The sequence below is a fragment of the Kineosporia sp. NBRC 101731 genome, assembly GCF_030269305.1.
Taxonomy (GTDB): Bacteria; Actinomycetota; Actinomycetes; order Actinomycetales; family Kineosporiaceae; genus Kineosporia.
The window spans coordinates 270,724-283,696 of record NZ_BSTC01000003.1 but is presented as its reverse complement, the minus strand read 5'-3'; the positions used below and the strand labels follow the sequence as shown (position 1 = coordinate 283,696).

Annotated in this window: 10 protein-coding genes; 2 read left to right on the top strand and 8 right to left on the bottom strand. The window is 70.4% G+C overall.

Going from position 1 to position 12,973, the window contains the following annotated elements; translation table 11 throughout:
- Window positions 1–3: 3 nt before the first annotated feature.
- The 8 genes from QSK05_RS11330 to eccD all read right to left on the bottom strand — a co-directional run bounded on the left by QSK05_RS11330 (window position 4) and on the right by eccD (window position 7,525).
- The gene (locus QSK05_RS11330; RefSeq protein WP_285596874.1) at window positions 4–324 is read right to left on the bottom strand and encodes a hypothetical protein; all 321 of its coding nucleotides are present in this window, start codon (window positions 322–324) and stop codon (window positions 4–6) included.
- Complete coding sequence (locus QSK05_RS11325) at window positions 314–742, bottom strand: YbaB/EbfC family nucleoid-associated protein (protein WP_285596872.1); 429 nt, start codon at window positions 740–742, stop codon at window positions 314–316. The genes QSK05_RS11330 and QSK05_RS11325 overlap by 11 nt, the downstream gene beginning before the upstream one ends.
- A gap of 54 nt (window positions 743–796) precedes the next feature.
- Entirely contained in the window at window positions 797–3,376 is a 2,580-nt protein-coding gene (locus QSK05_RS11320) for a hypothetical protein (RefSeq protein ID WP_285596871.1), read from the bottom strand.
- A gap of 59 nt (window positions 3,377–3,435) precedes the next feature.
- Window positions 3,436–3,834 (bottom strand): hypothetical protein, encoded by a 399-nt coding sequence (locus tag QSK05_RS11315; RefSeq protein ID WP_285596869.1) that lies wholly within the window; start codon window positions 3,832–3,834, stop codon window positions 3,436–3,438.
- Window positions 3,835–3,922: 88 nt separating this feature from the next.
- The gene (locus tag QSK05_RS11310; RefSeq protein WP_285596867.1) at window positions 3,923–4,216 is read right to left on the bottom strand and encodes a hypothetical protein; all 294 of its coding nucleotides are present in this window, start codon (window positions 4,214–4,216) and stop codon (window positions 3,923–3,925) included.
- 37 nt (window positions 4,217–4,253) lie between these two features.
- The gene (locus QSK05_RS11305; protein ID WP_285596865.1) at window positions 4,254–4,589 is read right to left on the bottom strand and encodes a hypothetical protein; all 336 of its coding nucleotides are present in this window, start codon (window positions 4,587–4,589) and stop codon (window positions 4,254–4,256) included.
- A 63-nt stretch (window positions 4,590–4,652) separates the two neighbouring features.
- Complete coding sequence (eccB, locus tag QSK05_RS11300; protein WP_285596864.1) at window positions 4,653–6,119, bottom strand: type VII secretion protein EccB; 1,467 nt, start codon at window positions 6,117–6,119, stop codon at window positions 4,653–4,655.
- A complete protein-coding gene (eccD, locus tag QSK05_RS11295) occupies window positions 6,113–7,525 on the bottom strand; it encodes a type VII secretion integral membrane protein EccD (protein WP_285596863.1) in 1,413 nt (470 codons plus the stop codon). The genes eccB and eccD overlap by 7 nt, the downstream gene beginning before the upstream one ends.
- Window positions 7,526–7,629: 104 nt before the next feature.
- On the opposite strand from eccD, the gene eccCa reads away from it, so the two are divergent.
- The gene (gene eccCa, locus QSK05_RS11290; protein WP_285596861.1) at window positions 7,630–11,607 is read left to right on the top strand and encodes a type VII secretion protein EccCa; all 3,978 of its coding nucleotides are present in this window, start codon (window positions 7,630–7,632) and stop codon (window positions 11,605–11,607) included.
- Window positions 11,604–12,839, top strand: coding sequence for a S8 family serine peptidase (locus QSK05_RS11285; RefSeq protein WP_285596858.1), 1,236 nt, complete (start codon window positions 11,604–11,606; stop codon window positions 12,837–12,839). The genes eccCa and QSK05_RS11285 overlap by 4 nt, the downstream gene beginning before the upstream one ends.
- Window positions 12,840–12,973: the final 134 nt, after the last annotated feature.

The following is a 12,973-nucleotide window of genomic DNA, read 5'->3' as shown; positions in this document are numbered from 1 at the left end:
GGCTCAGTGCGTCTTTCCGCCGTTGGAGGCGACGCTGGTCGCCGTGGTGTTGGCCTGATCGAAGATGCCTCCCATGTCTACAGTTCCCTCGCCGTGGCCCGTCAGCAGGGACCCGAGCGCGGCCAGCATCTGGAACAGCTGTTCCGCCGCCGGCTCGTACACCTTCTTCAGGGACTGCGAGATGGAGTCATCGCCGATCTCGACCGAGGAATGCCGGGTGTTCAGCATGATGCGCATCTCGGACACCCGGTTCTGGGTGTCCGCCAGCATCTGCCCACCCTTGATGACGGCCTTCGGATCCGCCGCGAAAATGTCATCGGCCACTGTTCTCTCCCCGCTTCCGCCGGTCACTGTCCGGGAACAATGGTTGTGACGCCGTTTCCATCGCAGCAGCCACCATCGCATCCAGGTCGGTCTTGCCCCCCAGGAACGAACCGAGGTCGTCCGGCATCATTTTCGCGAAGACCGCCATACTCTGCCGGGTCGCGTCCTCCTGGGCCTGCCGCATCGTCTCGACGATGCGCGTGCACAGTTCAGCCGGCGCCATCTTCTGGTACTTCGTGCCGGTGAGCTTCAGCGCGGTGACCCGGCCCTGCCCGTCGACCGTGGCCGTGACCATGCGGTCCTTCGACGTCACCGTCGCGGTGACGGCCACCGCCTGGGCTCCCGTCTTGCTGATCCGGGCCTGCTCACGGTGCAGGTCGTCGATCGCCGCCGAGATGTCGTCGCTCAGGCCGGGCATGTCTTCTCCTTCTCCGATGGGGGACGTTCATGAGACTCCGCCGGTCGGCTCGCCTCAGGATCCGCTCGAGGACCCGTCGGCGCCTGCCGTCGGGTTCGTGGCGGAGACTTCCTCCGGGGTAGGCCGCTTCGGAAGGTTCGGACGCTGGAAGCGGGAGACCCGGCTGGGCACGAATCCCTCTTCCTCCTCGAACTCCTCGTCGTCGGGCCGGCCGATGACTCCCGAACCCGCGGCCAGGTGCGTGCCCCAGACCTTCTCGTCCTCCGACAGCCAGGTCTGGCGTTCCCGCTCCTCGGGTTTACCGGCACCAGCACCACCCGCACCGGCGCCGCCCATCATCGGCGGGAAGAACGGCACCCCGGATCCGCTGGAGGTCGAGGACGACCCGGCGGCTCCCGGCGCACCGGAGGTACCACCCGTGCCCAGCGAACTACCGGCTGATCCCGGGCCGGCCAGCTGCGAGGGCAGATCGGTCAGACCGGTGCCCGAACCTCCGGCTCCGAGACCAGATCCGCTCCCAGCCCCCAGGCCCGACCCGAGCCCCGAACCCAGCCCCGAACCCAGGGGCGTGGTTCCTCCTGAGACCGGTGTGCCGAAGGGACTTCCACTGTTCGTACCGAGGCCACCGCCCGATCCCGGACCGGAGCCGAGACCCGATCCCGCACCGGAACCCACACCGCCACCGGCAGCCGATCCGGACCCCAGGCCGGACCCCGCACCGAGACCCGCACCGAGACCACCGTCCGCGTCCACCGTTCCCGGATCCGAAGACCCGAGGCCGGACCCCAGACCCGACCCGAGTCCATCCCCGACCGTACCCGGCAGCGAACCGCCGTCCAGGTCGAGTCCGGAGCCCAGACCGGAGCCCAGGCCACCCTCTGCGTCGGCCGTCCCCGGGCTCAGACCCGATCCGGTCCCGCCGTTCGCGGCAGTTGCCAGACCACCCGTGCCCAGGCCGGTTCCGTCGTCGTCGGTGATGCCCGAGTCGGGCAGACCGGTATTCGAGACCGTGCCACCCGCGGCGCTCGGGTCGAGTGCACCGGCCAGATCGCCCGCACCGTCATCGTCCAGCAGGGAGTTCGCCGTCCCGCCGGCGGGTTCACTGAGAGCACCGTCCGATCCGACGTCCACGGCGCTGCCGGTGCCGCTACCGTTCGCGCCCGAACCGCCGGCGTTACCCAGCAGGCCGGAACCCGCTGCCACCGGGGCGCCGAGGCTGCCGGCCCCTCCGTTCGCATCGGCCGCACCTCCGTCCCCAAGACCGCTCCCGGAACCGGTGAGATCGTCGAGACCCGTAGTGCCGCCGCTCGCCGGGTCGCCCAGGCTGCCGGTCCCACCGCTCCCCCCACCGGCGGCCGGGTCACCCGCGCCGCCTTCTCCCAGCCCGCTGTCCGGCAGCGCCGTCGCACTGGTGGCACCGCTCGCAGCAGGGGCCCCTCCGGCGCCTCCGCCCAGCAGGTCGTCGGCCGAGGTGGAGCCTGCCTCGGGCAGGCCGGCAGATCCGGTACCACCGCTCCCACCGCCGGTTCCACCGTTGCCGAGCTCGTCGAGGCCGCCACCCCCTCCGCCGTTGGCTGGGTCGAGGGAGCCGCCGCCACCCCCGCCACCCCCGCCGAGGTCGTCGAGCGAACCATTTCCACCACCGCCGCCACCATTGGGATTCAGGTCGTCGAGCCCGCCGTTGTTTCCCCCGCTGTTGCTGCTGGAAGTCGAGGGCGGGGTCTGCCGGGTCGGCGTGGTCAGGGCCACCAGGGCGCTCGTGGCCAGCTGATAGGCCGGTGCCAGCGTGGTGATCGCCGTCCCGGCGGGCGTGTCGACCAGCTCCTTCAGCTTCTGCATGAGGGCGTCGCTGATCTCGGAGTTGATCGTCGCCCAGGTCCCGGCCGATGTCAGGTCACCGCGCGGGTAGGCAGCCATGACCGCCCGGATGTAGGTCTTGGCCACATCGATCGACCCGGCATCGGCGATGGCGTCGAGCTTGTACCCCGGCTGCCCGTCGACGATGCCGTGCAGGATCAGGTGCTGGGAGATCTCGGTCTGGATGTGCTGCATGTACAGCTGGGGCAGTTGGGCCAGCTCCGAGGACGCCCCCGACCAGGTCTGCGACATCGTACTGTTGAACTGGTTGAGGGCATCGGCCGCGCCACTCACCTGCACGTCGACCGCCCCACCGTGCCGGCTGTTCAGCTGCTCGTAGATGTCCTTGAGCCCGTTGCCGTTCTGCTCCAGCCGGAACTGAATGAGGAACGCCGCTTTTCCCTGGAACCCCGACCCCTCCTGATGGAGGTTGTCGGCCCACTGGCTGACGTCGTCACCGGTGAACCGGGACCACACCGACATACCCTTGATCGCCGCCGCGGTGTCCCGGAGGGACTGCAGATCCATGGTCCCGCGACGGCCGGCGGCCACGTCCGGCATGATCGTGTTCAGGCTCTCGATCGCGGTCATCCACGCCTCACCCGGCTGCGTGCTGACATCCGCGCCGAAGTAGTACTCGCCCCAGGCGTGATAGCTGGAGAACGTGCCCTCGCTCGCGCCCTTGAAGGAGAGCCAGTTGGCCTGCGCCGGGGTGTGCAGGTCGGTGGCATCTTCGGTGACGGCCTGGACGGCCTTCTCGAAGGTCCATTCCGACAAGTTCGCATTATCCGGGACGGTGGGCACGGTTCTCCTTCAGAACGCGAGCGGGGCGCGAGTCAGATCGTGGTGGGGACGGTGGTCTTGACACCGGAGACGTCCGGGTGCTGCTGCTGGAACTTGGACGCCTCCATCGTGGCCAGGTCGTCGGTGTCCTGGAACACATCGGAGGCGTTCACCAGAGCATCGGCGAAGAGTCGGTGCTCATCGGCCACCAGCTTGTACTGCTGGTTCGCCGAACCGCCGAATACTCCAGCCGCGGTGGAGAAATTCTTCGCCACGCTCCACGCCTGCGAACCCGGACGGATGGTACTGGCCAGCGTGGCATCAAGTTTCACGCCGGAAGTGATTCCGAGGGCAATTCCGTCGGTGTTGATGTCCTCGGCGATACTGTCGACGAATCCCGTCAGCTGGTCGTAACGGGCCTTGTTGAACTCGATGTTCTTGGATTCGGGCACGATCAACCTCTTTCGATTCTGCGGAGGTAACCGGAACGACCGGGTCGCGGGACGAGGGCCCCACGACCCGGCCGGCAGATCGGCTGGATCAGCCCTGGATGGCCGCAGCCGACCGGGCGTTCCCCTCGACATACGTCTGGTGCACGTTCGTAGCGGCGAGGTTGTTCTGCTGGAAGTTGGTCGTCACGTCACCGTAGACCGAGTTGAACCCCTGCTGATTCTGCGCCCACAGCTCCTGGGCACTGCCGAACTGGGCGTCCGGAATCATCTTCAGATTGTTCATGAGATCGTCCGAGAATCCCATCAGGGTGGTGTGATTGCCCCGCATTCCCTCGTTGGCCTCGGCCAGCGAGTCGGGGCGCACCAGGAAGTCGTCAGCCATGTCATGCCTTCTTTCTCGAGTGGATGGGCGAGAACCGTCAGATGCCGCTGAGGGAGCCGATGTAGCCCCCGTCCGTGACGGACCCGGCCTGCGAGGTGGCGTCGTTGTTGTACGTGATGTTGGTGTTTCGCAGATTCGTCGTGCGCTCGTTCAGCTCGTTCAGCTTGTTGTGCGTGGCCTGGAAGTTACTGCCCCAGTTGCCGTAGTTCTGCACCATCAGCCGCCCGGAGTCGGCGACCGTCGACGAGCCGATGCTCTGGGCCCCGCTCGCCACCTGGCTACCCGTGGAGACCATCCCGGTGTGGGTGGTCCCCGTCTGGGTGATGATGGCGTTCATCGGGGCGAGGTTCATACCGTATTCGTTGCTCGCCATGACTCTCCTTCTGCGCGTGATGATTTGCGTTTGGTGGTGCCGATCCGGAGGTGGCTGACCCGTTCAGGGTGCCGCCGCACCACCGCCTGACCCCAGGAGGGACAGCACCGGTCCGGTCGGGAGCAGCTCCAGCAGGTTCGCCGGCACCGCGGTCGCCCGGTCTTCCGCATAGCCGAGAGCTTGTGCGGCGTCCGTGGAGGCAACCGGGTACTTGGCCCCGTCCTCGGTGATCAGGTATAGGCCCGCGCCGGGAACGCCCGGGGCGGGAAGCGTCCGGGCCAGCAGACCCGCGCCCGCGGCAATGTCGACCTGGTCGGCCGCAGCTGCGGACTCGGTCGGTTTTGGCTTCCCCTGAGCGGGGTTCGAGGTGACCGAGGTTGCCTCGAGGGCCGGGGACGACACCGCGGCGACGCGGGGCACCGTGACGACATCGACGTCCACCATCGAGTTCGTCGGTTTCGCCCGAGCACACGGCATCGCCGACGCCCCGGTGTCGGCGAGCGCCATCGGGCGGGTCGGCAGGTGCGACTGCCAGGAAGGCGCCTCGGAGACGGTGGCCAGGCCGAGCGCGGCGGGGCTGAGGCTGACGGCGTGGACCGGGTTCTTGCCGTAAGCCGCGGCCGTGGCCGGGTCGCCGAGGACGATGGCGGCGGCGGTCTCGGTGATGGTCTGCAGGCCGGTCTTGGTCACCAGGTAGTACCGGTCGGCGCTGCCGGTGGTGTGCACCACGACGACCTGTCCGGCCGTGGTGCGGACACCGGCCAGGACCGGTCCTTTTCCGCCGGGCTTGGTGCCGGTGGGCTGGGGCAGGTCGGGTCCGGTGGGAAGGGTGTCGATCCAGGAGGTGGTGACGTCGAGGGTTGCGGCGTCGTCGAGGCCCAGGGCCCGGGGCACCCAGTTCTTGGTGAGTTTCAGTCGCTGACCACCGGTGATCAGGTAGCGGGTGCCTCCGGTGGTGCGCACCAGGACGGCCTGATCGGAGCGCAGGGGAGTGCTGAGGGCGGCGAAGCCGATGCGCAGGGAGGTGGCGGGACGGGTGTCGCCGGTCCCGGTGACGGTGGTCGTCGCGCAGACCTCCCAGGCGTCGGACGAGACCCGGTCGGTGGGAAGGGTCTCCGGGGCGCCGGCGATGCCGATGGCCGGGCCGCGGCGCACGCCCTCGAGCGAGGAGCTGGTCACGGACTTCACCGTCATGTTCTTGCCCAGCAGCAGTTTCGCGGAGGCCTGGTTGAGCACCGGGTACAGCTTGTCGCTCGCCCAGACGTAGGAGGTGCCGGTGGTCTTGTCGACCGTGAGTACGCCGGCGGCCTGCCAGCTGGTGGCTCCCCCGGGCGAGATCGCCGAGTAGACGGCGATTCCGCCGACGGCCAGGAGACAGAGCACCCCGCCGATCAGGAGTCCGGAGCCGGTGCGCCGCAGCGGCGGGGTGGCGAGGTCGGGCTCGGCCTTGAGCAGCGCCGACTGCAGGCGGCCCACCATGAAGGTGTGGGCCTGCACCTGGTCGCGGCGGTTCTGCAGGGTGACTACCATCCGCCACGCACCGTGGCGTAGAGATCGAGCACCCAGGGCACCAACGGGAGGATCGAGATGGCCAGGCCGGTCTGGAGCAGGTCACCGGCGCGGCCCCAGTGCGGCAGCATCGCCTTCCCCGGCAGGGTCCAGGACAGGGTCAGCAGGATCCCGGCGAGCACGAACAGCAGGCCCAGCGCGATGGGCCGGAATTCTTGTGGCTGGTGCGCAGTCTCGGCCAGGATCAACACGGCCGGGCCGACAACAGCAGGCATCATGACCACCAGGCGGGCGCGGATACCGTGCAACTCGCGGGCATGCAGCAGGATCAGCAGGGCCACGACGCCGGCGAGCACCCGTTCCGCCACTCCCCGCTCCAGACCGAGCAGGACCAGGCCGCCGGTCTGCACGACGGCGAGGCAGGTGCTGATGGCAGTGACGTAGGTATCGGCCACGGCGGTCCGGCTGAGCACCAGGCCGCTGGGCTCGGGGTCGATGCCCTCCTGGAACTCGTCCGTGTTGGTCGGCAGTGGCGGCACCCGCAGGCCGGCCAGGGCAGCGGCGATCCGGGCCACCTGCACCGAGCCGATCACGGCCAGGGCGATCACCACGGCGGCCGCGCCGGCACCGGTGACGTACCCCAGGGTGGACAGCAGACCGCCGACGGCCACCGTGACGCCGGCCAGTCCGGCGCTGGTGAAGGACGGCAGGGTCTCGCCGAGGACGAACCTCGCGCACAGGGCCACGGCGATGACGGTGACCGAGGCGGCCAGGACGCCGGGGCCGGTGAATCCCCCGTCTGCGGAGAGCAGTTCCACGTCGCCGAGCGGCAGGGCCAGGCTCGCGGTGGCGAGGAAGGCGACGGCGGCCACCATCAGCAGTCGCCCGGCACCCTTTTCCCGCAGCCCTCGTCCGGCGCCGAGTGCGGCCAGGAGAGCGACCGTTCCGACGCCATAGCCTGTTATCGCTACCGCGATACCCGTGCCCAGGCCTGGCAGGGCGATGAACGCCGTCAGCAGCGTGGCACCGACCAGCCCCAGCAGCAGCCGTCCGGTGATCTCCGGCCGCCAGCGGTCACCGCGCTCGGCGATACCGGTGGCGACACCGTCGACCAGGTCGTCGAAGTCGACCGGGGGCAGTTGGTCGTTGCGGGGGCGCAGGTGCACGACGTCACCGTCGTAGAGGCCCAGGGCCGCCGAGGCGAGATCCTCGTCCAGTGCGGGCTCACCGAGCCGTTGCAGCACCCAGCCGTCGTGGGCCAGCCCGGACTGGGCCAGGTCCGGCCCCAGGTAACCGAGGAAGGTCGGTATCAGGTCGGCCAGCGGCACATGCGCCGGCACGGCCAGTTCGATCCGGGAGCCCGGCCCGCAGACGGTGAGCCTGCAGACCTCTCCCGAACTCGTCGTCGTTGCTTTCGCGACTGCCACGGCACAATCAACGGCCCGGGCCGACAGTGCGGTTCACAACTTCTCGGCAGATCCCCCGGGCACGGGAAAAGAACCGTCGGAGCCCGGGACACGTCGTCTTGACCATGACCACCACCCTCTTCCGGCGCCCGGCGCGGCAGTCGCCGCCGGAGATGCCGTCCGGTGAGCTGTCCCTGCAGGAACCCCCGGTCCTGCCGGAAGCACCCACGGGCAACCTGGGCACGCTGCTCATGTACCTGCCGATGGCGCTCGGCTCCAGCGTCATGATCTTGTTGTTCGTGTCACCCAGCCGGCCGGGGATGGGGCTGATGGCCGCCGGGCTGATGGCGGGGGTGATGATGGTGATGGTGTTCGGCCAGATGGGCCGCACCACCGCCGACCGCAAACGGCGGATGCGCGGTGAACGCCGCGACTACCTGCGGTACCTGGCACAGACCCGGCAGAAGGTCCGGTCGGTCGCCGGCGAACAGCGCACGGCGCTGTCGTGGCGCCACCCGGATCCGTCGGGGCTGTGGTCGGTGGCGCTGAGCGACCGGCTCTGGGAACGGCGGCCCTCGCACCCCGACTTCGCCGAGGTACGTATCGCCACCGGGCCGCAGCGGCTGGCCCTGACCATGACGCCGATCCAGACCAAGCCGGTGGAAGACCTGGAACCGCTGTCGGCGCGGGCACTACGGCGGTTCGTGCGGGCCTACACGACGATCGACGGGCAGCCGACGGCGGTGTTCCTGCGGGGTTTCGCGCAGGTCCAGCTGCGCGGTGACGACACCGTGGGCCGGGACATGGCCCGGGCGATGCTGGCCCAGCTGGCCACCTTCCACTCCCCCGACGACCTGCGCCTGGTGGTGTGTGCCCCGCACGACCGGGACGTGGACTGGGACTGGACGAAATGGCTTCCGCACAGCCAGCACCCGAGCCGGCAGGACGGCGCGGGGAACGTCCGCCTGTACGCGCGCGACGCAGCCGAGCTGGAGAGCCTGCTGACGGGTGAGCTGGGTGAGCGAGGCCGGTTCGAGGCCGGGGCGATGCCGACGCGGGACGAACCGTACGTCGTGGTCCTCGTCGACGGGGTGGAACTGCCGCAGGAGTCGCGGCTGGCCGGTGCCGGGTACCGCAACACCGTGGTGATGGAGGCGGCGTCGGCGCGTCCGCTGCGTCCGGGCCGGCTCACGCTGCGGCTGGAGGTCGCCCGCGAGGAGCTGACGATGGTGCGGTTCGACCGCACGGGCGGGGAGATCCGCACCCCCCTGGGGCGCCCGGACACCCTGTCCGCCATCCGCGCGAACGGGCTGGCCCGCGTCCTCTCGCCGCTGCGTCTGGGCGCCACCGCAGACGTCGGTGAGCCGATGCTCAACAACTTCGACCTGGGGACCCTGCTCGGTGTGGGCGAGATCGACGCCCTCGACCCGGCGAAGATCTGGGCCCGCGCGAGCGGACCCGAGCGGCTGCGCGTGCCCTTGGGTATCGCCGAGGACGGCACCCGGGTGGAGCTGGACATCAAGGAGTCGGCGCAGGGCGGGATGGGCCCGCACGGTCTGCTGATCGGTGCGACCGGCTCGGGCAAGAGCGAACTGCTGCGCACACTGATCGTGGCTCTGGCGATCACCCACTCCTCCGAGGTCCTGAACTTCGTCCTGGTCGACTTCAAGGGCGGGGCAACCTTTCTCGGACTCGATGATCTGCCGCACACCTCGGCTGTCATCACCAACCTGGCCGACGAGGCCGCCCTGGTGACCCGGATGCAGGACGCGTTGCAGGGCGAGATGATGCGCCGGCAGGAACTGCTGCGCAGTGCCGGGAACTACAGCTCCCTGCTGGAGTACGAGACCGCCCGCGCGAACGGCGTGATGCTCGATCCGCTGCCGACCCTGTTCGTGGTGGTCGACGAGTTCAGCGAGCTCCTGGCCTCGCACCCGGACTTCTCCGAGCTGTTCGTGATGATCGGCCGGCTGGGCCGATCGCTGGGCGTGCACCTGCTGCTGGCCAGTCAGCGCATCGACGACGGTCGCATGCACAAGCTGGAGAGCCATCTGTCGTACCGGATCGGCCTGCGCACGTTCTCGGCGATGGAGAGCCGGTCGGTGATCGGTGTACCGGACGCCTACCAGCTGCCGAACGCCCCCGGCAACGGGTACATCCGTATCGACGTGGCCACCCTGGTCCGGTTCAAGGCGGCCTACGTCTCGGGGCGTTACCGCCGCCGGACCGCCGAGCAGCGTCAGGAGGAGGTCCGCCGCCAGGTGGTGCCGTTCAGCGCGGGTCCGGTGGCGGCCCTCGAGACTCCCACCCGGGAGCCGGAACTGCCGCTGCCCGGGGCGGACGAGACCGAGGACACCCTGCTGAAGGTCGCGGTGGGCCGGCTGCGCGACGCCGGCCCGCCGGCGCACCAGGTGTGGCTGCCGCCGCTGACGAAACCGGCCACGCTGGACCAGCTCCTGCCGCCGCTGGCACCCGACCCGGTGCTCGGCCTGACGGCCGCCTCCTGGCCCGGGCGGGGCGGCCTGGTGGTACCGGTGTCGATCGTGGACAAGCCGTACGACCAGGTGCGCGACCTGTCGATGGTCGACCTGTCCGGGGCCGGGGGTCACGTCGGTATCGCGGGCGGAACCCAGTCGGGCAAGAGCACGCTGCTGCGCACCCTGATCTCGGTGCTGGCGCTCACCCACACACCGCGCGAGGTGCAGTTCTACTGCCTCGACCTGGGCGGTGGCTCACTGTCGACACTGGCCGGCCTGCCGCACGTGGGCGGGATCGCGGGCCGCACCGACGGGGACCGGATCAGCCGCACCATCGCCGAGGTCGCCGGCGTGATCAACCGGCGCGAGAAGATCTTCGCCGAGCACGGCGTGGAGAACATGGCCGCCTACCGGAAGCTGCAGCGGCAGGGCGAGTTCGCCGACGACCCGCACGGTGACGTGTTCCTGGTGGTGGACGGCTGGCACAGCCTGCGGGCCGACCACGAGGCCATGGACCTACCGATCCGCCAGCTGGTGGGCCGGGGCCTGGCCTACGGCGTGCACATCCTGCTCACCTCCAACCGCTGGTCGGACGTGCACAGCCAGCTGCGCGACCAGCTCGGCACCCGGCTGGAACTGAAGCTGGGCGACCACATCGACTCGATGATCGACATGCGCACCGCCAAGACCGTCCCGCAGAAGCCGGGCGCGGGCCTGACCATGGAGAAACTGCACTTCCTGGCCGCGATACCCCGCATCGACGGGCACTCCCGGGTCGACAACCTGGCCACCGCGTCCCGCGCCCTGGCCGACTCGGTGGCCGACGCCTGGGGCGGGCCCCGGGCCCCGCAGGTACGCATGCTCCCGGGTCTGCTGCCGGCCGCGGACCTGCCGCAGGCCCAGCTGCAGGACCGGGGCGTACGGGTGGCCCTGGGCTGGAGCGAGGCCGATCTGTCTCCGGTCTGGCACGACTTCGGCCGCACCCCGCACCTGACCGTGATGGGTGACACCGGCTCGGGCAAGACCGGGGCGCTGCGCCTGGTCGTCGACGGCGTGGTGAAGGCCTACTCACCCGAGGAAGCCAAGATCACTGTCATCGACACCCGCCGCGGTCTGATCGAGGCCGTACCGGAGCCCTACCGCGCGGGTTTCGCGTTCTCGTTCGCTGCCGCCACGGATCTGGCCACCGGCCTGGCCGAACGCCTGCGCCGGCGGATGCCGGGCCCCGATGTCACCCCGGCCCAGTTGCAGCGCCGCGACTGGTGGGAGGGTCCGGAGGTGTTCCTGATGGTCGACGACTTCGACCTGCTGATCGGGCCGAACGGTGGTCCGCTGATGGCGCTCATCGACCTGCTCCCGCTGGCCGGCGACATCGGCCTGCACGTCCTGCTGACCCGGGGCGCCGCCGGCCACGGGCGGCTCATGATGGAGCCGGTCGTGCGCCGTCTGCAGGAGTCCAACACGCCCGACCTGGTGCTGTCCGCCCCGGCCAACGAGATGCCGCTGCTCAACGGCACCCGCCCGCGCCCGTTCCCGCCCGGCCGGGGCCAACTGGTCACCCGGCGCACCGCCGACCTGCTGCAGGTCGGCTGGCTCGAGCCGGAACGCTCGGAGCAGCCCGCATGACCCGGAAGATCGTGCGCGTCCCGGCCCTGGCCGCTGTGGTGTTCGCCGTCCTGGCGGTGAGTCCCAGCAGTGCATCGGCCATGGTGGACGTCCGGGAGCACCTCGGTCCCCCGGCCCACCGGGGCGTTGATGCGGCCTACGGGGACTGCGCCCCGGCGGCGAAGGAGTCGCTGCCCGGCATTCCCTGGGCCCAGCAACGACTGGCGCCCGCGCAGGTGTGGACGCTCGCCCGGGGCGACGGCGAACTGGTCGCGGTGATCGGGACCGGGGTCAGTGCGAAGGCCCCGGCCCTGAAAGGTGCCGTGCTCGCGGGCCGCGACGTCCGCACCGGCGGCCGGGCCGACAGCGACTGTTCCGGCCACAGCACCTTCATCGCCGGCCTGGTCGCGGCCCGGGAACGGCCGAAGCAGGGTTTCGCCGGGGTGGCGCCCGGTGTACGGGTCTACCCGGTGCGGGTCACCGACGACAAGGACCGGGTCGAGGCCGCCGACCTGGCCGAGGGCATCCGCGCGGCCGTGGACGCCAAGGCCGGGGTGGTCGCGATCGGGGTCTCCGTGGGCGGCCCGACCACGGCACTGCGGGCGGCCGTGCAGTACGCGGCGAAACACGACGTGGTGCTGGTCGCCTCGACCGACGCGCCGTCGCGGGTGGACTCGGACTCGACCACCGCCTACCCGGCCGCCCTGCCGGGGGTCCTGGCCGTGGCGTCGGTGGCGCAGACCGGTGCGGTCAGCAACGCCGCCGGCACCGGCGCCGCGCTCGTGGCGGCCCCCGGCGAGAACCTGATCAGCGTGGCCCCGCGCGGCCAGGGACAGGTCAGCGGCTCCGGCAGCAACATCCAGGTCGGTCTGGCCGCCGGCGCGGCCGCCCTGGTGCGTGACTACCGCCCCCGGCTGAAGGCACCGCAGGTGATCGCCCGCCTCGAGACCACCGCCGACCATCCCTCCGGTCCGCTGCCCGACGCGGCGCTCGGCTACGGGATCCTCGATCCGGCCTCCGCCGTGTCCACCGACCTCCCCGCGGAGGAGGACTATTGGGCAGATCCGCCGGCGTCCGCGTCCCTGGACGTGCCGCTCGCCACACTCCCCGACACCGGGGCACGCACCGTGGCGCTGCTCGTGTCCGGTGCCGCCCTGGGGGTCAGCGTGCTGCTGGCAGTGGTCTTCGCGCTGGTCCGTGAGGCCCGGCGCCGCCGCCGGCACGCCGTGACGCCGCCGCTCGGGCAGACCTGAGCAGGTGGCCCGGCCCCCGGATCGGCTGCGGTTCCCGGTGGGCCGCCGGGCCGTGACCGAATCGTTCACTTGACGGCCCAACATCAAATCCGGATTCTTGTGGGACTTGGGCATCAAAACCAAGGAAACACAGA

Excerpts from the sequence above, each read along its gene's own strand:
- QSK05_RS11325 (WP_285596872.1), bottom strand. The coding sequence starts at position 742 with ATGCCCGGCCTGAGCGACGACATCTCGGCGGCGATCGACGACCTGCAC.
- QSK05_RS11310 (WP_285596867.1), bottom strand. The coding sequence starts at position 4,216 with ATGGCTGACGACTTCCTGGTGCGCCCCGACTCGCTGGCCGAGGCCAAC.
- QSK05_RS11305 (WP_285596865.1), bottom strand. The coding sequence starts at position 4,589 with ATGGCGAGCAACGAATACGGTATGAACCTCGCCCCGATGAACGCCATC.
- eccB (WP_285596864.1), bottom strand. The coding sequence starts at position 6,119 with ATGGTAGTCACCCTGCAGAACCGCCGCGACCAGGTGCAGGCCCACACC.
- eccCa (WP_285596861.1), top strand. The coding sequence starts at position 7,630 with ATGACCACCACCCTCTTCCGGCGCCCGGCGCGGCAGTCGCCGCCGGAG.
- QSK05_RS11285 (WP_285596858.1), top strand. The coding sequence starts at position 11,604 with ATGACCCGGAAGATCGTGCGCGTCCCGGCCCTGGCCGCTGTGGTGTTC.